Source organism: Streptomyces sp. NPDC090108, assembly GCF_044747185.1.
Lineage (GTDB): Bacteria > Actinomycetota > Actinomycetes > Streptomycetales > Streptomycetaceae > Streptomyces.
The window spans coordinates 1-20652 of record NZ_JBIVDQ010000002.1 but is presented as its reverse complement, the minus strand read 5'-3'; the positions used below and the strand labels follow the sequence as shown (position 1 = coordinate 20652).

18 protein-coding genes are annotated in these 20652 nt (G+C 72.3%); 6 read left to right on the top strand and 12 right to left on the bottom strand.

Going from position 1 to position 20652, the window contains the following annotated elements:
• Window positions 1-232: 232 nt before the first annotated feature.
• Entirely contained in the window at window positions 233-844 is a 612-nt protein-coding gene (locus ACIPRD_RS05470; protein WP_356399242.1) for a TetR/AcrR family transcriptional regulator, read from the bottom strand.
• Window positions 845-1068: 224 nt separating this feature from the next.
• Here ACIPRD_RS05470 and ACIPRD_RS05465 point away from each other — a divergent pair, with 224 nt between their 5' ends.
• Window positions 1069-1875, top strand: a complete 807-nt coding sequence (locus ACIPRD_RS05465; RefSeq protein ID WP_356399244.1) for a phosphatase PAP2 family protein — start codon at window positions 1069-1071, stop codon at window positions 1873-1875.
• Window positions 1872-2966, top strand: a complete 1095-nt coding sequence (locus tag ACIPRD_RS05460) for a hypothetical protein (RefSeq protein ID WP_401560103.1) — start codon at window positions 1872-1874, stop codon at window positions 2964-2966. Before ACIPRD_RS05465 ends, ACIPRD_RS05460 begins: the two co-directional genes overlap by 4 nt.
• Before the next feature lie 131 nt (window positions 2967-3097).
• Here ACIPRD_RS05460 and ACIPRD_RS05455 read toward each other — a convergent pair whose 3' ends face one another.
• The 9 genes from ACIPRD_RS05455 to ACIPRD_RS05415 all read right to left on the bottom strand — a co-directional run bounded on the left by ACIPRD_RS05455 (window position 3098) and on the right by ACIPRD_RS05415 (window position 15337).
• Entirely contained in the window at window positions 3098-3922 is an 825-nt protein-coding gene (locus tag ACIPRD_RS05455) for a phospholipid scramblase-related protein (RefSeq protein ID WP_356399248.1), read from the bottom strand.
• 65 nt (window positions 3923-3987) lie between these two features.
• Window positions 3988-6036, bottom strand: coding sequence for a phosphocholine-specific phospholipase C (locus ACIPRD_RS05450; protein WP_401560099.1), 2049 nt, complete (start codon window positions 6034-6036; stop codon window positions 3988-3990).
• Window positions 6037-6246: 210 nt separating this feature from the next.
• On the bottom strand, window positions 6247-8430 hold the full coding sequence (locus ACIPRD_RS05445) for a discoidin domain-containing protein (protein WP_401560096.1): 2184 nt from the start codon (window positions 8428-8430) through the stop codon (window positions 6247-6249).
• Between the two features lie 59 nt (window positions 8431-8489).
• Window positions 8490-10106, bottom strand: a complete 1617-nt coding sequence (locus ACIPRD_RS05440) for an alpha-amylase family glycosyl hydrolase (protein ID WP_401560093.1) — start codon at window positions 10104-10106, stop codon at window positions 8490-8492.
• A gap of 91 nt (window positions 10107-10197) precedes the next feature.
• Window positions 10198-11073, bottom strand: coding sequence for a carbohydrate ABC transporter permease (locus ACIPRD_RS05435; protein ID WP_401560090.1), 876 nt, complete (start codon window positions 11071-11073; stop codon window positions 10198-10200).
• Window positions 11070-12026 (bottom strand): carbohydrate ABC transporter permease, encoded by a 957-nt coding sequence (locus tag ACIPRD_RS05430; protein ID WP_401560087.1) that lies wholly within the window; start codon window positions 12024-12026, stop codon window positions 11070-11072. Before ACIPRD_RS05430 ends, ACIPRD_RS05435 begins: the two co-directional genes overlap by 4 nt.
• 5 nt (window positions 12027-12031) lie before the next feature.
• Window positions 12032-13390, bottom strand: a complete 1359-nt coding sequence (locus tag ACIPRD_RS05425; RefSeq protein ID WP_401560084.1) for an ABC transporter substrate-binding protein — start codon at window positions 13388-13390, stop codon at window positions 12032-12034.
• Window positions 13391-13517: 127 nt separating this feature from the next.
• The gene (locus ACIPRD_RS05420; RefSeq protein ID WP_356399262.1) at window positions 13518-14516 is read right to left on the bottom strand and encodes a LacI family DNA-binding transcriptional regulator; all 999 of its coding nucleotides are present in this window, start codon (window positions 14514-14516) and stop codon (window positions 13518-13520) included.
• 152 nt (window positions 14517-14668) lie between these two features.
• Window positions 14669-15337 (bottom strand): hypothetical protein, encoded by a 669-nt coding sequence (locus tag ACIPRD_RS05415; RefSeq protein ID WP_356399264.1) that lies wholly within the window; start codon window positions 15335-15337, stop codon window positions 14669-14671.
• A gap of 240 nt (window positions 15338-15577) precedes the next feature.
• Here ACIPRD_RS05415 and ACIPRD_RS05410 point away from each other — a divergent pair, with 240 nt between their 5' ends.
• From ACIPRD_RS05410 to ACIPRD_RS05400, 3 genes are all read left to right on the top strand, one after another.
• On the top strand, window positions 15578-16234 hold the full coding sequence (locus ACIPRD_RS05410) for a helix-turn-helix transcriptional regulator (RefSeq protein WP_356399266.1): 657 nt from the start codon (window positions 15578-15580) through the stop codon (window positions 16232-16234).
• Window positions 16235-16266: 32 nt separating this feature from the next.
• A complete protein-coding gene (locus ACIPRD_RS05405; RefSeq protein WP_356399788.1) occupies window positions 16267-16827 on the top strand; it encodes a toxin-antitoxin system, toxin component in 561 nt (186 codons plus the stop codon).
• Between the two features lie 498 nt (window positions 16828-17325).
• Complete coding sequence (locus tag ACIPRD_RS05400) at window positions 17326-17553, top strand: hypothetical protein (protein ID WP_356399268.1); 228 nt, start codon at window positions 17326-17328, stop codon at window positions 17551-17553.
• Between the two features lie 46 nt (window positions 17554-17599).
• On the opposite strand, the gene ACIPRD_RS05395 is transcribed toward ACIPRD_RS05400, so the two are convergent.
• Window positions 17600-18292 (bottom strand): 4'-phosphopantetheinyl transferase superfamily protein, encoded by a 693-nt coding sequence (locus tag ACIPRD_RS05395; RefSeq protein ID WP_356399270.1) that lies wholly within the window; start codon window positions 18290-18292, stop codon window positions 17600-17602.
• Entirely contained in the window at window positions 18240-19145 is a 906-nt protein-coding gene (locus tag ACIPRD_RS05390; RefSeq protein WP_356399272.1) for a metallophosphoesterase, read from the bottom strand. The genes ACIPRD_RS05395 and ACIPRD_RS05390 overlap by 53 nt, the downstream gene beginning before the upstream one ends.
• A 285-nt stretch (window positions 19146-19430) precedes the next feature.
• Here ACIPRD_RS05390 and ACIPRD_RS05385 point away from each other — a divergent pair, with 285 nt between their 5' ends.
• A complete protein-coding gene (locus tag ACIPRD_RS05385) occupies window positions 19431-20561 on the top strand; it encodes an ATP-grasp domain-containing protein (protein WP_401560077.1) in 1131 nt (376 codons plus the stop codon).
• The last annotated feature ends 91 nt before the right edge of the window (window positions 20562-20652 follow it).

The window sequence follows — 20652 nt, the reverse complement described above, 5'->3', positions numbered from 1 at the left end:
GTCCGCACGTCCGCTCTGCCGTCTCCGGGCGGCTGGGCGGCTGGGCGGCTGGGCGGCTGGGCGGCTGGGCGGCTGGGCGGCTGGGCGGCCCGGAACGCCGAACGGCCGGGTGAGGGTGCCTCTCCGCTCAAGAGGCACCCTCACCCGGCCGGGGGTGCGCGCCGCGCCCGTCCCCACGGTGCGGCGCGAGCAGGTCGCCGTTCAGTCATCCCGTTGAACGGCGGCCTGGGCTTCAGGTCAGTCCGAGGGCGGGCAGCACCGCCGCCTCCACGAACCGGACGAGGTACTCGGCGTCGCCGTACTGCCCGCAGAGCACGGGCCGCACACGCAGGACGCCGAAGATCATCGCGGGGATGTACTCGAGCGCGGGGTGGTCCGCGGCCACCTCGCCCCGGGCCACGGCCCGCCCGATGATCTCCTGGAGCGCGGCCAGCTCGGGCAGGATCAGCGCCTCGCGCAGCGCCTGGGCCAGCTCCTCGTCGGTCGTGACCGCGTGCCCCAGCGCCTGCAGCAGCTTGGTGTCCTTGGTGGACCAGTCGCCCGCCGCCCGCGCGGCCTGGCGCAGGTCCTCGGCGAGGGAGCCGGTGTCGATCCCGGCGAAGCGTACCCGGCGGCTGGAGCGCAGCGCCGCGGCGACGAACTGGGGTTTGGTCTTCCACTGCCGGTAGAGCGTGGACTTGCTGCACCGGGTGCTGGCGGCGATGCCCTCCATCGTCACGGAGTCGTAGCCGCACTCGCGGATCTGTTCCAGGACGGCGTCGAAGAACTCGCGCTCGCGCTCGGGCGTGATCTTGGAGCGACGCCCGGCGACCGTGTCCGGACCATCAGCGGCCTGCGACGTCATGCGTGGCTCCTCCTCACTCACGTACGGCTCGCCCCGGCTTCCCCCCAGGACCGCGCCACACCTGGTTCCAGTGTGTCGCACCTCAATCGATACGGCAGTGTACCGGTACGGCGACGTATCGGTACACTACCGTATCGGTACGGAAACGTATCGCTGAATCGCGGACCTCGGCCCGGACTCGGCACAGCACCACCACAAGCACCACAGTCATGAAAGGGCCGGGGATGAAAGACCGCACCGAGCCTGCGCGAGCGGAGCCCGAGCCGGACGGACCACCGGCGGCGCGGCCGCCGCTGATCCGTGAGTTCCTGCTCGTCGCGGGGCTCTTCCTCGTCTACAAGGAGGGCAGGCGGCTGGCCATCGGCCACACCCGCCACGCCCTGGACGACGCGCACGGTGTGTGGGACCTGGAGCGGGCCCTGCGCCTGCCCAGCGAGACCGGCGTCCAGTCGGCCCTGCTGCACAGCGACGCCCTCGTCCACGTGGCGAACACCTACTACGCGACGGTCCATTTCCCGGCCACCGTGGCCTTCCTGGTCTGGACGTACCTGCGCCGCCCCGCGCACTACATATGGGCGCGCCGGATACTGGCGGCGGTGACCGGCGCGGCCCTGGTGTTCCCGTTCGCGTTCCCGCTGGCCCCGCCGCGCATGCTGTCGGGCACCGGCCTGGTCGACACCGGCCGGGTCTACGGCCCCTCCGTCTACGGCCCGCCCGCGACCGACCACCTCTCCAACCAGTACGCCGCGATGCCCTCGCTGCACTTCGGCTGGGCCCTGATGGTGGCGATCGGCCTGATCGTGGCCACCCGGTCGCCCTGGCGCTGGCTGTGGCTGCTGCACCCGCTGGTCACGCTGGCGGTCATCGTGGGGACCGCGAACCACTACTGGCTCGACTCGATCGTGGCGACGGCCCTGCTCGGCACCGCCCTCGCGCTCGTCCACCCCCCGCACCGCACCTCGACCACCGCGGGGCGCGGCACCGGACAGCTCACCCCGCAGGACCCCACGCTGGTGGGGGCGGGCCGATGAACGCCGCCGGACTGATCGCCCTGGCCCTGTCGCTGGTCTCGGCCGTCGCCTACGCCCTGGCCGCCGTCGCCCAGGAACGCCTGGCCGCCCGCAGCACCGGCGCCGGGCTGGTACGCCTGCTCGGCACCGGCTCCTGGTGGTCCTCCGTCGGCCTGAACTCGGCCGCCGCGCTGCTCCACGCCGTCGCCCTGAAGTACGGCTCCCTCACCCTGGTCCAGCCGCTGGGCGCGCTCACCCTCGTCGCGGCGGTGCCGCTGGGGGCGCGCGCCGCCGGGCGGCGGGTCAGCGCGATGGAGTGGCGGGGCACGGGGCTGACGCTGGTGGGGCTCGGCGCTTTGCTGATCTCCGCCTCCGGCCCGGCGCCGTCACGGGTGATGAGCACCACGGAGGCGCTGGTGGTCGCCGGTACGACGGCTGCCGTGATCGGCCTGCTGGCCCGCCCCGGCACCCGGCCCGGCCTGCGGCACGCCTCCGCCTCCGGCTTCGCCTCGGGCGTCGCCTCCGCGCTCACCCAGACGGTGACCGTGGCGGCGACCGACCGTTCGGGGCCGGTCCTGAGCATCGAGGTGATCGTGGTGGCCGTCCTGGTCGCCGCCTTCGCCGCGGGCGGCCTGCTGCTGGCGCAGACGGCCTACCGCGGGGGCCTCGGCGCCCCGCTGGCCGTGGTCACCCTGGCCAACCCGGCGGCCGCCGCCGTCATCGGCCTCACCCTGCTCGGCCAGGGGCTGCACGGGGGCGCCGACGGAGTCCTCATGGCGCTGGCCGGGGCCGGCCTCTCCGCCTGGGGCGTGATCCTGCTGACCCGGGCGCCCCGCACGCCGGGCCCGGCGGACGCCGGTGCCGCGGCCGGGCTCGCACACCCGGAACCGTCGCCCGTCCTCGCGGCGGCGCCCCCGCGGCCCGTCCCGGCTCCCCGGCGCCGGCCCGTACGCGTTCTGTCCCGGCGTGTCCGGCGGATCGACGGCGCACCCGCGCACGACGACGAGCATCCCGTGGCGGCGGTCCTGGCCCTGGAGCCCGCGACGGCGACGGCCGAACCGGCCCTGGCCCCTCGGCAGCCGGAACACCCCGGTCACCTCACCTCGCACTGAGCGCGAAGGGCCCTCCTGGACGACGGGGCCACGGGACGCCAGGACGGCACAGGACGCGAAAGAACGGCGGCCGGTGCGTGCGGATTCCCCGCACGCGCCGGCCGCCGTCGCCGTGTCCCCGTCGGACGCGATCAGCCGAGACCCCGCGAGTCCTGCTTGAGCGCGGTGTCGACGGTCAGGGCCGCCGCCACGACGAGGCTCAGCAGCGGCTCGGACAGCTGCTGGTGGATCTGGAGGACGTAGTTGTCCGCCGTCGTGAACAGGGTCTTGGCCAGGCCCTCCCAGGTCTTGGTGATCCGGGCGACCTCGTTGTCCGCGTGGTCGACGATCGCGAAGTTCCAGGCGCGCCAGTTCTCCGCCTTGATCGCGCCGACCTTCTGGCCGTTCACGTTCATCGCGAAGTTGATCTTGCCGATCATGTTCTGCTGGACGATCTCACCGACCGGTGAGCCGTCCGGGCGCGTCACGACGACCTTGGACTTGAAGATCTTCGCGGGCCGGGTCAGCAGCAGCTGGGGCTGACCGTGGGCGTCGCGGATCTCCAGCTTGTGCGTCATGTACTGGTCGAGGTCGGACACGAAGCGCAGGATCTTCTTGAACGCGTTCTGCCCGACCTCGACGACCGAGCCGAGCTCGCGGCCGCCCTGGTCCATGACCTTGTACTCGTTGGTCAGCTCGATCAGCTTGGCCTTCTGGTTCACCACCAGGACCGGCTCGGTGAAGAGGGTGCCGCCGCCGGCCCCGCCCGCCGCGACGCCGGCCTGCTGCTGCACCTGGTGCTGCACCTTGGCGTCGGCGGCCGGCTGCTGCGGGAACGGGGGCGCGGGCTGCCCGGCGCCCTGCTGCGCCGGGTTCGTGTGCTCGGTCCACTTCGCGCCGTCGTAGTACCGGAGCGTCTCGGCCGCACCGTGCGGATCGGGATACCAGCCTGCAGGAGTGTTCGATTGCGTGGTCACCGGGGCACACTATCCTGATCTGACCGGTACCTGACCAGTTCGTACGGACCGGGTCTCCCCTGTTTTCACGCCCTGCCGAGGGCCGGGTCGCTGACCCCCGGGAGCCCGTTCTCGACATGGCCGGCGAAGCGGCGCAGGAAACCCGGATCGGCGTCCGAGGTGACCGTGAGGTCGTACCAGCGCCGGCTCGCGGCGAGGCCGATCCTGCGCCGTACGGTCGCCCCGGGGCGCACCGTCACGGCGACGGGGGCGCCGCCGTGGCCGTCGGCCAGCCTCAGCCTGACCGTGCCGGAGCCCGCGTGGGTGAAGGTGAGTTCGAGGTCGTCCCCGGCGGTCCGGGCCGTGACCTCGGGGCCGGCGGTGCCTCCGTGGCCCCTGAACCCGCGCGCGAAGCCGTTCGGACCGTGCACGGTGAGGTCGTACGAGCCGTCCGGGCGGGCCGCGTCCCAGGTGTCCGAGAGGCTCTTGCCGGCCTCCGTGGTGTACGTCCACGGCCCGTCGGCGCTGTTGCCGGAGGTGACCAGGAAGGCGGCGCCCGCCCGCGCGCCGGAGCGCAGGGTGAGCGTGAAGGTGCCGGCCGCGGGGTCCACGGCCCCGTCGGCCACCGGGTCGTAGCGCAGAGGGCGGGCGGGACGGCAGCCCCGTTCCTGCCGGGGCAGGGCGGGGGCGGCGGGCGGTGCGGGCACGTAGTCGGGGTGGCGGTCGTGGTCCGGCGGCCGCCAGCCGGCCGTGGAGGGCAGCGTGACGGGCGCGGTGTCCTTGCGGGAGAAGTCGAAGGCGGCGGTCAGGTCGCCGCACACGGTCCGCCGCCAGGGGGTGATGTTCGGTTCACGGACCCCGAAGCGGCGCTCGATGAAGCGGATGATCGAGGTGTGGTCGAAGGTCTCGGAGCAGACGTACCCGCCCCTGCTCCACGGGGAGAGCACCAGCATCGGCACCCGCTGGCCGAGCCCGTAGGGGCCGGCGGTGTGGGTGCTGTCGCCCGTGAAGAGATCGAGGGAGACGTCCACGGTCGACTTCCCCCGGCCCGCGGAGGCCGCCGGGAAGGGCGGGACGACGTGGTCGAAGAAGCCGTCGTTCTCGTCGTAGGTGAGGAACAGCGCCGTCCTGCCCCAGACCCCGGGGTCGGAGGTGAGCGCGTCGAGGACCTGCGAGACGTACCAGGCGCCGTAGTTCGCGGGCCAGTTGGGGTGCTCGGTGAACGCCTCGGGGGCGACGATCCAGGAGACCCGCGGCAGCGTGCCCGCCCGGACGTCGGCCTTCAGCCGGTCGAAGAGGCCCTCGCCCTTGCTCGCGTCGGTGCCGGTGCGGGCCTTGTCGTAGAGGGGGTCGCCCGGCCGGGCGTCGCGGTACTGGTCGAAGTAGAGGAGCGAGTTGTCGCCGTAGTTGCCGCGGTAGGCGTCGCCGATCCAGCCCCAGCCGCCGGCGGCGTCGAGCCCGTCGCCGACGTCCTGGTAGATCTTCCAGGAGACACCGGCCCGCTCCAGGCGTTCGGGATACGTCGTCCAGGAGTAGCCCGCCTCGTCGTTGCCGAGGACCGGGCCGCCGCCCTTGCCGTCGTTGCCGGTCCAGCCGGTCCACATGTAGTAGCGGTTGGGGTCGGTGGATCCGATGAACGAGCAGTGGTAGGCGTCGCAGACGGTGAAGGCGTCGGCGAGCGCGTAGTGGAACGGGATGTCGTCGCGGGTCAGATACGCCATGGTCGTCGGCGACTTGGCGGCGATCCACCCGTCGTACCGGCCGCCGTCGAACGCGGCGTGCCCGTCGTTCCAGCCGTGCGGGAGGTCCTGGATGAAGGCGAGGCCCAGGTCGTCGGCGTCCGGGTGGAAGGGGAGCACGTCCTTCGTCCCGTCGGACTGCCGCCAGACGGACCTGCCGTTCCGGGACACCGACTGCGGGTCACCGAAGCCGCGGACGCCTCTGAGCGAGCCGAAGTAGTGGTCGAACGAACGGTTCTCCTGCATGAGGACGACGATGTGCTCGACGTCTTCCAGCGAACCGGTGCGGTGGTGGGCGGGAAGGGCGGCGGCGCGCTGGATGCTTCCGGACAGAGCGGTGAACGCCGTTGCGTTCCCGGCGATCTGCAGAAATCGCCGCCGGTCGACTCCGGTCATGGGTGAGGTCCTCTCGTCCTGCCGTACCGGGCGTTCCGTCGGCCGACGGAACCCGCGCGCAGTGAGTGTTCCAACTGCGGCGGACGTCGGGGAAGGGTCTGGTGGCGCCCGTGTGAAACCCGGCGGTCGACGAGGTGCCCACGCCGTGCCGCACCCCGGGGGCCGACCGGGCTCCCGGGGTGCGGTCCGCGCGGTGGGCGGCGGGGCCGGTCAGGGGGCCGAGTACGCCTCCACCTCGCTGAACTGGCCCGCCGGCCAGCCCGTGTTGGCGGTGACGGTCAGCCGCAGGTAGCGCAGGCTGGTCCCGCTGGGCAGCGAGACGGTCGCGGTGTTGCCGCTCGCGGGGTCGAAGCGGTAGCCCTGCGCTCCGGAGACGGTCGAATAGCCCGAGCCGTCGGTGCTGCCGAGCACGGCGATGGTCTGGGTGCGCGCGCCCCACGCGGACGAGGGCGGGAGCTTCAGCACCAGCCGCCGTACCGTCTGGGCCGAGCCGAGGTCCACCGTCCAGGACTGCGGGAAGGCGTTGTTGGTGGACTCCCAGTAGCTGTTGGCGTCGCCGTCGACGGCCTTGCCCGGGGTGTAGACGTCCTGGGAGCCGGTCGCGGTGGCGGGGCGGCCCTTGGCCAGGTTGCGGTTCGGGTCGGGGTCGGGGTTGCCCTGGCCGGGCTGGGGCCAGGTGGAGCAGTCCCCCCAGGTCGTGTTCCAGCCGGAGTTGCCGCCGCCGTCGGTGAGGGTGAAGGAGCCGGAGTTCGCCGGGTAGGGGCAGTTGTAGATCCCGGCGGCGCCGACCTGGGTGGCGGTGACGTTGCGGAGGGTGGCGGCGCCCTGCGCCTCGGCCTGGACGACGACCGTGCCGGTGTTCTTCACGGTCGCGCCGGTCACGTTGACGTTGCGGACCGGGTATCCCTGTCCGCCGCCGGACACGAACTCGAAGGCGCTGTAGGGGCTGTCGGTGATCGTGGTGTCGGTGATGTTCACCGTGGCGTTGATGGCGCTGTCGTAGGAGTCGACGCGCAGGGCGCCCATCGGGTGGTTCCAGTTGGGGTTGAGCGCGCCGGCCCGCACCAGGGTGTTGCCGGAGACGGTGATGGTCCCGGCGAGCGGGCTGAAGGGGTCGAGGAACTTCTGGTTGGAGATCGCGATGCCGCTGCCGAGGGCGTTGGTGTCGGAGACCAGGTTGTTGCTGACGGTGATGTCCGAACCGCCGTAGACCGCGATGCCGTTGGCGAGGTTGGGCTGGGAGATCGTGTTGTTCACGAAGCTGGAGTTCGTGTCGGGTGAGTTCAGCGACCACATGGCGAGCGAGTCGTCGCCCTGGTTGCGCAGGAAGTTGTTGCTGACCCGCACCCCGTGCGCGTTGCCGTTGAGGTTGAGGCCGTCGGCGGTGGTGTCGAGGATGCGGTTGTTCTCCACCACCAGGTTGTCGTTGTTGCCCATCAGCCAGAGCCCGACCTTCATGTGCTGGATCCACATGCCGGAGACCGAGGACCCAGGCCCGAGGCTGCCGTTGACGAAGTTGTCGGGGCTGGAGTCGACGCGCTCGGTGACCTCGCCGATGACGGCGAAGTCCTTGATGTGGACGCCGCCGGAGGAGCCGGACTGGTCGATGAAGCGGGAGGTGTGGACGACCGAGTACCAGTTGCCGGCGCCCTGGAGGGTGACGTTCTGCACCCCGCTGAGCGAGGAGGTGATCCGGTAGTCGCCCGGCGGGATCCACACGGTGCCGCCCTGGGCGGCGGAGACGGCGTCCCGGAAGGCCTGCGTGGAGTCGCCGTTGCCGCTGGGGTCGGCGCCCTTGGAGACGACGGACACCGAGCCGGCGGGCTGGCTCGCGGCCCCGGCGACCTGCTCGAAGTCGGCGACGTCCACGGTGACCTGGGTCCCGGTCGACTCGAAGGCCACCTTGTCGCCGGCCTGGAGGTTCTGGCCGAGCAGCAGGCGGGCGTCGTCGAAGAAGTGGTGCGTCTTCGCGCCGGCGATCCAGCCGGTGTCGACGTAGGAGTACTTGGAGGTGACGGAAAGCGTCTTGGCGATCTTCGTGCCGTTGACGTACACGTTCAGCGAACCGGACTGGCCGTCGGGCACGTTGTAGGAGACGTTCACGGCGTTGGCGGCGCGGGGCACGGTGAACTCGACGCGCTGGCCGGAGGTGAGCCGTACGGCCTGCCGGCCGGACGCCTCGGAGGCGAGGGTGCCCTGTGTGTAGTCGGGGCCGATCTTCGTGCCGGTGGTGCTCGCCGACTCCGCCTCGACGGAGGTGAAGGGGAGCGTGGCGCCGGCGGCCGCGTGGGCCGCGGGAGCCACGGTGACGAGCATTCCGGCGGCGAGGGCGACGACCGCCCCGATGGCCGGCATGCGCCTGGCATGTCTGGTGATGGTGCTGCTGGTGTGCATGTGCTGATCCCTTCGTGGTGGGGGGTACGGGGATAGCAGTGCGGTGCGGATACGGCGGCTCAGGCGTGCAGCCAGGCCGCCGTGTCCTGCGGCAGGCGGCCCGCGTCGTCCAGGGGGCCGCTGGCGAGCAGGAGCCGGGTGTGCGCGGGGAGTTCGGCGGGGGTGGGGGCGAGGTTCACCACGCATCGCGCGCCGTCCGCGCGGGCGAAGGCGAGGACGCCGTCGGGGGCGGGCAGCCAGGTCAGGGGGCCGTCGCCGAAGGCGGGGCGGGCGGCGACGGCCGCGCGGTAGAGGGCGAGCATCGAGCCGGGGTCGCGCTCCTGGAGGTCGGCGGCGTACGCGGACCAGCCCGCCGGCTGCGGCAGCCACGGCTCCTCGCGGGAGCCGAACCCCGCGTACGGCGCGCCGGCGGTCCAGGGCAGCGGCACCCGGCAGCCGTCGCGGCCGGGGTCGGCGCCGCCCGACCGGAAGTGCATGGGGTCCTGGATCCGGTCGGGCGGGACGTCCGCCTCCGGCAGCCCGAGTTCCTCCCCCTGGTACAGGTAGACCGAGCCGGGCAGGGCCAGGGACAGCAGGGCGGCCGCGCGGGCCCGCCGGGTGCCGAGGGCCAGGTCGGTGGGGGTGCCGTAGGCCTTGGTGGCGAAGTCGAAGGCGGTGTCCTCGCGGCCGTACCGGGTGACCGTGCGCGTCACGTCGTGGTTGCACAGCACCCAGGTGGCCGGGGCGCCGACGGGGGCGTGTTCGGCGAGGGTGGTGTCGATGGCGGCGCGCAGCCGCCCGGCGTCCCAGGGGCAGGACAGGAAGGAGAAGTTGAAGGCGGTGTGGAGTTCGCCGGGGCGCAGGTAGCGGGCGAAGCGTTCGGCGTCGGGGAGCCAGACCTCGCCGACGAACACGCCGTCGTAGGCGTCGGCGACGGCCCGCCAGGAGCGGTAGACGTCGTGGAGTTCGTCGCGGTCGACGAAGGGGTGCGGGCCGGGGTGCGTGGCGAGGTCGGGCAGGGCGGGGTCCTTGGCGAGCAGGGCGGCGGAGTCGATGCGGACGCCGGCCACGCCGCGCTCGAACCAGAAGCGCAGGATGTCCTCGTGCTCCTGGCGGACGGCCGGGTGGTCCCAGTTGAGGTCCGGCTGTTCGGGGGTGAACAGGTGCAGGTACCAGTCGCCGTCGGGCAGCCGGGTCCACACCGGCGCGGTGGAGCCGGCGAACTGCGAGGGCCAGTCGTTGGGCGGCAGTTCGCCGTGCGCGCCGCGCCCGGGCCGGAAGTGGAACAGCTCGCGTTCCGGGCTGCCGGGGCCCGCGGCGAGCGCGGCCCGGAACCAGGGGTGCCGGTCGGAGACGTGGTTGGGCACGATGTCGACGATCGTGCGGATGCCCAGCTCACGGGCCTCGGCGATGAGTTTCTCCGCTTCGGCGAGGGTGCCGAAGGCGGGGTCGATGGCGCGGTAGTCGGCGACGTCGTAGCCGCCGTCCTTCATGGGTGAGGGGTACCAGGGGCTGAACCAGAGGGCGTCCACGCCGAGTGCGGCGAGGTGGGGCAGTCGGGCGCGGACTCCCGCGAGGTCTCCGGTGCCGTCGCCGTCGCCGTCCGCGAAGCTGCGGACGTACACCTGGTAGATGACGGCCGAACGCCACCAGTCGCCGTCGGCGGGCGAGGTGCGGGCAGGGGTGGGCTGTCCCACGGTGCGTGCCTTTCTGTCTCGGGGTGCCGGGCGGTTCGGTGCCGTCCCGGGGTGCCGCCGGATGGGCGCCGTCCCGGGGAGCCGGCTCGGGTCAGCCCTTGGTGCTGCCCGCGCTGATCCCGGCGATGATGTGCCGCTGGAAGACGAGGAACAGAGCCACCATCGGGATGCTGGCGATCACCATCGCGGCGACGAGCACGGTGAGCTGGATGTTCTGCGACAGCTGGACCAGGGCGACGCCGATCGGCTGCTTGTCCGTGTCGGAGAAGACCATCAGCGGCCACAGGAAGTCCTGCCAGACGGCGACCAGCGCGAAGATCGACACGACGCCGAGGACGGGCCGCGACATGGGCAGGACGACCGACCACAGGATGCGCAGCTTGCCGGCCCCGTCGATCTCGGCCGCCTCCAGGACGTCGCGCGGCAGCTGGTCGAAGAACCGCTTGAGCAGGTAAAGGTTGAAGGCGTTGGCGACGGCCGGCAGCCAGATGCCGAGGGGGTCGTTGAGCAGGCTGGTGTGGATCAGCGGCAGGTCGGCGACGGTCAGGTACTTGGGTACGACCAGTGCCTGGGCCGGGACCATGAGGGTGGCGAGGATGCCGCCGAGGACGACGCCTCCGAAGGCGGGTTTCAGCTTGGACAGGGCGTAGGCGGCGGCCGTGCAGAACACCAGCTGGAACGCCCACGCGCCGGCCGCCTGCACCACCGTGTTCCACAGGTGCTGCGGGAGCTGCATCAGGTCCCAGGCGTCGGTGTAGCCGGTGAGGCGCCAGTGCTCGGGGACGAAGGTGGGCGGGGTGCGGGCGACCTCGTCCGGGGACTTCATCGCGCCGGTGACCATCCAGTAGACCGGGAAGAGGAAGGCGAGCGCGAAGAGCGCCACGACGGCGGTGAACACGGTCCAGTAGACGGCCTTGCCGCGCGGCCGGGCGAGGGTGGCCGGGGAGATCAGGGTGCGGGTGCTCATGCGTCCCCCTCGGAGCGGGTGAGCCGCAGGTAGACGGCGGAGAAGGCGCCGAGCAGGACCAGCAGCATGACGCTGAGCGCGCACGCCCCGCCGAAGTCGTTGTAGAGGAAGGCGTACTTGTAGATGAGGTAGAGGACGGTCACGGTCGCGTTCTCGGGACCGCCGCCGGTGATGACGAACGGTTCGGTGAACACCTGCATGGTGGCGATGATCTGGAGGAGCATCAGCATCAGGATCACGAACCTGGTCTGCGGCACCGTGACGTGCCGGACGCGCTGGAGGAGGTTCGCACCGTCCAGTTCGGCGGCCTCGTACAGCTCGCCGGGGATGGACTGCAGGGCGGCCAGGTAGATCAGGACGGTGCCGCCCATGTTCGCCCAGGTGGCCACGATCACCAGCGAGACGAGCGCGGTGTCGGCGCCGTTGGACCAGTCCGAGGTGGGCAGGTGCAGGAAGCGCAGCGCCTCGTTGGCGAGGCCGGCCCCGGGGTCGTAGAACCACTTCCACAGCAGGGCGCTGACCACCGGCGGGATCATCACCGGGAGATAGACCACGACCCGGAAGAACGCCTTGGCGTGGCGCAGTTCGTTGAGGACGAGGGCGAGGACGAAGGGGACGGCGAAGCCGAGGAGCAGGGCGAGCAGGGTGAAGGTCAGGGTGTTGCGCCAGGCCGCCGTGAACTCCGGATCGTGCAGCACCCGGGAGAAGTTGGCGGTGCCGGCCCACTCGGGGGCCGAGCCCGGCGTGTACTTCTGGAAGGCGATGACGACGGCGCGGATCGCCGGGTACCAGGAGAACAGGGCGAAGCAGACCAGGCCGCCGAGGAGGAAGCCGTAGGCGCGTGCCTGGTCGAGGAGCCGGCGCCGTCCGCGCTCCCGCGCCGGGGCGGTCGGCGCGGGGGCCGGGCGCGCCGGGCTCCGGCCGGTGCCGCGCCGCTCGGCCGTCTCGGTCATGGCGGTCAGCTCCGGGCGAGGATGCTGTCGATCTTGCCGGACGCGTCCTGGAGGAGTCGGTCGATGTCCGCGTCCTTCTTGGTGAGGACGGCGGAGACGACTCCGTCGAGGACGGAGTAGATCTGCTGGGCGTCCGGCGGCTCGATCTTCATCTGCAGGCTCTGGTTGCCGTCGAGGAAGGCCTGGTAGTTCTCCACCGGCACATTGGCGTTGGCCTTCTTGACCTCCTGGTCCTTGGCGTCGGCGGCGCCGGTGAACAGGCGCGGCTCGGGCAGGCCGACGGGCGAGTCGGTCTTCTTCGCGCGGGCGTAGTCGCCGAGGAAGCCTTTGCCGGGGGTGAGGAACATGTGGTCGAGCCACTTCAGGCCGGCGCGGATCTGGGCGGGCGTGTCGTGCTTGGCGAACATGTAGCCGTCGCCGCCGATGAGGGTGCCCTTGCCGCCGGGCATGGGGGCGAGGGCGAGGTCCTTGTAGTCGCCGCCCTTCTCCTTGACGAGGATCGGGATGTTGTCGGGCGCGGAGAGGTACATGCCGAGCTTGCCCGAACCCATCAGCTGCTGGACGTCGTTGATGACGAGGAGCTGCTTGCTGCCCATCGAGTCGTCGGTCCAGCGCATGTCGTGCAGGTTGCGCAGCACGGCGTGGCCCTCGGGGGTGTCGACGGTGGCCTTCCTGCCGTCGGCGCTGACGACGTCGCCGCCCTGCGAGTAGAGCTCGGCGGTGAAGTGCCAGCCGCCCTGGTTCTGCGCGCTGTAGTCGGCGTATCCGACGGTTCCGCCGCCGAGGGCCGCGATCCTCTTCGCGTCGGCGCGGACCTCCTCCCAGGTGGCCGGTGCCTTGTCGGGGTCGAGGCCGGCCTTCCGGAAGAGCGCGCGGTTGTAGATCAGGCCCATCGAGTAGCCGGTGCGCGGGATGCCGTAGACCTTGCCGTCCACGGTGTAGATGTCCCGCAGCTGCTTGCTGATGCTGTCGTAGCTCTTGAGTTCCTTGAGGTACGGCGTCAGGTCCGCGGCCTGGTCGATGCCGACGACGTGCCGGGCGTCGGTGAAGTACGTGTAGAAGACGTCCTCCATCTGCCCGCCGGCGAGTTTGGCGTCGAAGGTCTTGGGGTCCTGGCAGGGGAAGGCGTCGTGCGCGACGACGTCGATGTCCGGGTTCTTCTTCTCGAAGGAGGCGGTGTCCTCGTCGAAGAACTGCCGGTCGATCCTGGCGCTCTTGGGCGGTTCGCAGTTCACGGTGATGCGCGTCCTCCCGCCCGCCGACCCCTCGTCGCCCGACCCGCAGGCGGTGGCGGCGAGGGCGAGGGAGGAACAGACGCCGATGGCCAGAACGGTACGGCGGTGGCGGAACCCGGTGCTTCTCATCGGTGGACCCCTCGTAGGCGGGAGCGGTGAGCGGTGGGTGCCGCACACTCAAGCACCGACCGGACGGGGTCGCAAGATGTCGCGCGCGATATGAAATTAATCGACAGTCGGCTGGACCTTCTCGATCTCAGTCGCGGGGCGCTTGCGCGGTGGAGCCGCGGACCACCAGCTCCGGCTCGAACAGCAGCTCCTCGGCGGGTACGGCGGTGCCGCCGATGCGGGCGTGCAGCAGTTCCACGGCGGCGCGGCCCATGGCCTCGATGGGCTGGCGCACGGTGGTCAGCGGGGGCTCGGTGCAGTTCATGAACGCCGAGTCGTCGTAGCCGACGACCGAGATCCGGCCGGGGACGTCGAGCCCCTTGCGGCGGGCGGCCCGGACGGCACCGAGGGCGAGCGGGTCGCTGGCGCAGATGATGCCGGTGACGCCGCGGTCGATCAGCCGGGCGGCGGCCGCGTGGCCGCCCTCGACGGAGAAGATGGCCCGCGCGACGAACTCCTCCGGCAGGCCGCCGGCGATGACGCGCGCCGCGGCCAGCTTGCGCGCGGAGGGCACGTGGTCGGCGGGGCCGAGGACCAGGCCGATCCGCTCGTGCCCGAGCGAGGCCAGGTGTCGCCAGGCCTGCTCGACGGCGACGGCGTCGTCGCAGGAGACGGCCGGGAAGCCGAGGTGCTCGATGGCCGCGTTGACCAGCACGACCGGGATGTTGCGCTCCGCGAGCAGCCGGTAGTGGTCGTGCGGCGCGTCCGCCTGCGCGTACAGGCCGCCGGCGAAGACGACCCCGGAGACCTGCTGATGCAGCAGCAGGTCGACGTAGTCCGCCTCGGAGACGCCGCCCTTGGTCTGGGTGCACAGCACGGGGGTCAGTCCGAGCTGGGCCAGCGCGCCGCCGATGACCTCGGCGAACGCGGGGAAGATGGGGTTCTGCAGCTCGGGCAGGACCAGGCCGACGAGCCGGGCGCGCTCGCCGCGCAGCTGGGTGGGCCGCTCGTAGCCGAGGACGTCGAGCGCGGTGAGGACCGCCTGCCGGGTGGCTTCGGAGACTCCGGGCTTGCCGTTGAGCACCCGGCTGACCGTGGCCTCGCTGACCCCGACCTTCTTCGCCACTTCCGCAAGTCGTCGCGTCATGCGCGCAAGCGTAGCGCAAGCCATGCAAGCGGTTTGCGTGGAACGGCAGGGGACTGCGGGTCGAGACTGCGAACGGAGACCGCGGGCGGGAACTGCGGGCGGGGAACGTACGACCCGGCGCCGTCGGCGACCTGAACGCCGACGGGGCCGGGTCAGTCCTGGGACGGCGGAACGACGGTCAGATGCGCGGCCGCGGAGGGGCGGCGCGCCTTGCGCGGGGCCGCCGCCGGACGGGGCGCGTCACGGAGGACCATCGTCAGGCGCCGGTGGCCGAGTTCCCGCAGGAGCGGGGGCGTCTCGTCCACGATGCGGCACTCGGTGGGGCCGCGGCGCGGGTCCGGGTGGAGCAGGAGGCGTACGGCGCCGTCGATCCGCGTGGCCGACTCGCCCACGGCGCGCATCCAGTGCGGCAGACCCTGCCGGTAGGCGGCCTCCATGATCGGGTCGTGCGCGACGTCGCGGCGGATCGCCTGCACGCCGTGGTCGTGGCCGTGGCTCTCCACGGCGGTCTTGAGCTGGGCCAGCATCGGCAGGCACCAGGCCGGTTCGTGGTCGCCGAGGATCCGGCCCGCGTCCGGGTGGAAGAGGACGAACCGCAGGAAGTTGTCCCCGGGCATGGCCGTGGGGTGCGGCCCCATGCCGCGGAAGAGTGTCTCGAAGGCGCCGCTGGCCATGAGTACGTTCCAGCCGTGGTCCACGACGAGGGACGGAAAGGGAGCGGCCTCCACCAGTGCGGCGTAGTCCTGGAGATACGCCTGGGTCTCGTAGCTGTCGGGGACGGGCCGCGGCGCCGGCCGCTGCCCTCCTGCCTGATGTGCCATCGGGAGGTCACCCCTCTTGCCTATGCGGCCTTCTCGCGGCCCTGCGATCCTGCTGCTCCGACGTGAGTCGTGTCAACTATCGTGGCATTTCATGCCGGTTGACGGCCGAAATTCGCCACAGTTGTGGCGAGACCTGGATGTGAGTTCGAAGCACCCGATACTCTCCGGGAAGTTCACGGCGACCACACACCACACGCACGGACGCATCGGAAACCCTCAAGAGACGTAGGAGTGCTGTCGGTGACGGATGGCTACGAGGAACCGGGCGCCACGGCGACCGCTCAGTTGCCGGCCGTCGTCGCCCGCGTCACCGCGCTCGCCGACCGGCTCGGCGTACCGCACGGCGAGGTCTTCGACGTCGCACGGCTGTCCGTCGCGTGCGGTGTGCCGGAGCAGGTGGCCAAGGCCCTGCTCGGCGGCCGGCCCGCCGGTGAACCCGATGTCCAGGCCCGCTTCCTGCAACGGCTGGACCTGCTGCGGCGCACGCGTCTGAAGCCCGGCAGCCGCAGGTACACCCAGCAGGAGATCGCCGACGGGGCCGGGATGTCCCGTCAGCAGGCCGGCGCCCTGATCAACGGCGACCGGCGCCCCACGATGGAGCACTGCGACGCGCTCCAGCGCTTCTTCCGGGTCCACGCGGGATTCCTGACGGCCGAGGACCCGGAGGCGCTCGCGGGCGCGCTCCAGCGCACCGAGCAGGAACTCCTCCAGAAGCTCGCCGACCGGGAGCGGGCGGCGGCCGGGGCGGCGGACGACCCGCTGGAACGGCTGCTCCAGGACCACGGTGTGCGCGGGATCGCGTGGCGGGCCGCTCAACTGCCCACCGACCAGCACCGGGACAAGGTCGCCGAGTGGCTCGACATGCTCCTGGAAAGCGTCAAACGGCCCGAGTCGTGAGCCGGAGGAGAACCGTGGGGATCGGCAGGGAGATGCGGCGGCTGTGCACCGGGCTGGCCGGGGAGCTGACCCTGCCCCCGCAGACACCGCCGCTCGAACTGTACGGCGCGCTGTGCGAGGCGATGGGCCGCAGACGCGGCCGGCCCGTGCAGTTCCGTACGGCCGCCTTCCCGCCCGGCACGGCCAGCGGACTGTGGCTGGACATGACCGACCGCGACCTGGTCGTCATCGAGGAACGCACCGCTCCAGACCATCAGTTGGTGATCCTCGGTCACGAACTGTGGCACATGCAGGCCGATCACGGCACCCACCAGTACACCGGGCCGGCCGTCCAGGGCGCCGCCCGGCTGCTGGACGAGGAGACCGACGGCGCCGCGCTCCGCGCCGCGGTGCACCGGATCGCGGCGCGCACCCGCTTCGAGCAGACCGAGGAGCGGGAGGCGGAGACGTTCGGGCTGCTCCTGGCGGCCAAGTTCCGCGCCCGGATGACCGGTTCGGCCCTGCGGGGCCCGGCGCGGCGGGACGACTTGGCCGGCCGCATCGAGGCCTCGCTCGGCTATCCGGGCGGTGCGGGCCTGTCCGGGACGGGCTGAGGGGCGAGTCCCGGGGCGGCCCGGGCGGCCCGGTGTGACCAGGTGTGACCAGATGCGCCCCCGGTACGGCTGTGTGACGCCCAGGCAGATCCCGGTAGACACCCCCGGTCCGGGCGGATCCGCGGCGACCAGCCGGGCGGGAGTGGCGGTCGGCAGCGGCGGTCGGTGCAACGGCGGTCGGCAGCGGCGGGCTGGAGTGGCGGGCGGCAGCGGCAGCGGGAGTCCGGCCGTGAGGCCCGGGACCTGGAAGATACCGAGAGGCCCGGACCCGGAGAGTACCGGGAGGCCCGGACCCGGAGGGTACCGAGAGTCCCGCACCAAGTGGTCCCCGCCGGGCGCCCGGGCTCCGGCGTGCGCGCCGCCGGCCGGGGGAAGCCCCGGGGCGGAAGCGGGGCGTTGTCAGTGGCGGACGGCAAGCTGGACACGTGCGCCGCACGAGGCGGTGCGCGGCGCCGCAGGGCGCGTGATCCGTGACGCCGAACCGGGGAGAGCCGACCGATGCCCACCGCCGTACTGACCGACCGTGAGCGCACCGCCGTCCAGGCGTACCTGAGGCTGCTGCACACGGTGCGCGCCGTCCTCGACGGACCGCCCGACGCCGGTGGACCCGTCGTCGTACCGCCCGCGGTCCTGGCCGAGGCGGAGGAGGCGCTGACGCGGGCCGGGCTCTCGGGCAACGAGGAGGACTTCTTCCGGCTGGTGGGCGAATGGTGCCCCCGGCGCTGAGGCGGGCACACCCGCGGCCGCCCGGCGTCCGCCCGCCCGCGCCGGTTCAGGAGTGCGGGACGGTCACCGCCGTGAGCACCAGGCCGTCCTCGACCAGCCAGCGGCCCTCGAAGACGTTCCGGCGGGTGCCGCCCACCTCCGGCCCGGGGACGAGGAGCCGGGCGCGGAAGCTGCCGCGCGTGGCGCGATCCGGACGCGGGACGAGTTCGATGTCGGCCTCGGAGAAGTCGAGCCAGGTCCGGGTGAGGGGGAACCACGCCTTGTACACGGACTCCTTGGCGCTGAACAGCAGCCGGTCCCAGTGGACCTCGGGCAGCGCGGCGCGCAGCACGTCGTGCCGCTCCCGTTCGGGCCCGACCGCGATGGTGCCGAAGACCCCGTCGGGCAGCACGTCGTGCGGTTCGGCGTCGATACCGAGGGAGGCCAGGTCGGTGGCGCGTACGAGCGTGGCGGCGCGGTAGCCGTCGCAGTGGGTCATGCTGCCGGTCAGGCCGTCCGGCCACAGCGGGACACCGCGTTCGCCGGTGAGTACGGGCTGCGGCGGGACGCCGAGCTTCTCCATGGCCCGCCGGGCGCACACGCGCACGGACGTGAACTCCAGGCGTCGTTTGGCGACGGCGCGGGCCACCAGGAGCCGCTCCTGCGGGTACAGCGAGGATTCCTGGGCGTCGGGGTCGGCGGCCGGGTCACCGAACGCTTCGACGGCCGTCACCGACACCGGGAGCAGTTCCTCGATCACCGGGTCCGGCCTCCTTCGGCAGTATGCGGCGCGGCCGCCCGGGAGGTTCCGGGCGCTTGCGCCATTCTCGGGGGTATCCCACGGAGACCTCCTCGAAGCGGACTCCGTCGAGCCAGGTGGTGCGGGGGATGTGCAGATGGCCGTAGACCATGGCCTCGACGCGGAAGCGGCGGTGCCAGTCCGCGGTGAGACGGGTGCCGCACCACATCGCGAACTCGGGGTGCCACAGCACGTCCATCGGGTGCCGGTCCAGCGGATAGTGGTTCGCGAGGACGGTCGGCAGGTCGTCGGGCAGCCCGGCGAGCCGGTGCTCCGTCTCGGCCACCCGGGCCCGGCACCAGTCGGCCCGGGACGGATAGGGGTCCGGGTGCAGCAGGTACTCGTCGTTGCAGACGATCCCGGTGCCCTCCGCGTAGGCGAGCCCCTCGGCCTCGGTGGCGCATCCGGCGGGCAGGAACGAGTAGTCGTACAGCAGGAACAGCGGGGCCACGACGACCGGGCCGCCGGGGCCCCGCCACACGGGGTACGGGTCCTCGGGTGTGGTGACGCCCAGGTCGCGGCAGAGGTCGACGAGGTGCTCGTAGCGGGCGACGCCGCGCAGGGTGACGGGATCCTTGGGGTGGGTCCACAGGTCGTGGTTGCCGGGCGCCCACAGGACCTTGCGGAAGCGGCCCGCGAGGGTGCTCAGCGTCCAGTGGATGTCGGCGACGGTGTCGGCGACGTCGCCGGCCACGATCAGCCAGTCCTCGTCGGTGTGCGGGCGCATCCGCTCGACGAGGGCGCGGTTCTCCGGGTAGGTGATGTGCAGGTCGCTGATGGCCAGCAGCTGTCCGGTTCCGGCCGTCGGTCCCACCTCGCACCCCTTCCGCGTCCGCTGTCGTGACCACCACAGCACACGCCTCCGGCGGGGGGCAAGGACCACCCCGGCCGGACGGCCGCGCGCGGCCGGGGAGACGGTTGACGGCCGTCGGGAATCCGTAACACCCGCGTTGCACGAACACGCCTTTGAAAGCCGTATGATCGCCCCATCACCGGCGCCCAACGTCCCCTTTTCCAGGGCGCTTTGGTGACCCTTCCTCTCTCCTGCCCGGGCACGGGCCACCGAGTCGTGCCCGAAAACCGTGAAAGGCGGCCCGGCATGCTCTCTCGCGTACGCGTATGGCTCAATCGCACGTACGCGGAGAACGTGTTCTTCATCGATCAGCTGCGCAGAAATCCCAGTGACCGTGCGGTCGAGGTCCACGCGACGCACGGTGACGCCGACTCCCCCGTGCTGGCCGCCGCCGACACGGCGGCGATGGAGCCGGAGGGCCTGTCCCCGGCCGCGTACGTCGAGTACGCCCTCGCCGAGTGCGCGCGCCGCGGCATCGACGTCTTCGTGCCCCGGCTGAACCAGGCCGCGGTCGTGGCGCACCGCGCGGACTTCGAGGCGGTGGGTACGGCGCTGCTCGCGCCCACGCCGGAGGCGGTGGCCGTGTTCGAGGACAAGGCGACCGCGTACGAGGCGGTCCGCTCGGTCGGCGTCCCGGTGCCGCCGTGGTGGCGGGTCCGCACTGCGGACGAACTCATAGCGGCTGTCGAGGTGTTGGAGGCGGGCGGGCGCAAGGCGTGCTTCAAGCCGGCTTCCGGCGCGGGCGGTGTCGGCTTCCGGATCATCACCCGCGCCCCCTTCTCGCTGACGAACCTGGGCGGTTTCCCCGGGCCGCACGTGCAGCTGGACCTGGTGGTCGACGCCCTGCGCCGGGCCGAGGAGCCGGTGGACTGGCTGGTGATGCCGCGGCTGGAGGAGCCCGAGGTGTCGGTCGACTGCCTGACCGGCCCGGACAACCGGGTGCGGCTGGCGGTGGGCCGCACGAAGAACGGCCGCCGGCGCGGCTTCACGCTGCGCGAGCAGTGGCTGGAGCCGGCCCGGCTGATCGCCGAGGGCTTCGGGCTGCACTACCTGTCCAACATCCAGTTCCGCATGTACGACGGCCGTCCGGTGCTGCTGGACGTGAACACGCGGGCGGCGGGCGGCCTGCACCAGCTGTCGCAGTGCGGGGTGAACGCCCCCTGGGCCGCCGTGCAGCTGGCGCTCGGTGAGGATCCGGGGGTGATCGAGCCGCCGTTCCTGGGACAGGACTACGCGGTGGTCTCGGGACCGCGCCCGCTGCGCGCCGCGGCGCAGCTGCCGCGCCAGCGGACGGAGGAGGCCGAGGTGCTGCTGCCGGCGATGCCCGCGGCCCGGGTGGAACCGGCCGCCGCACCGGCCGAGGCGCTGCCGCTCTAGGGGGCGTCTCTTCGATCTTCGTGGATCAGGCCGCGGCGTCCGGTGCGGTGCCTCGGCGTGCGGCCGGACCGCCCTCGTACTGGGCGTACGT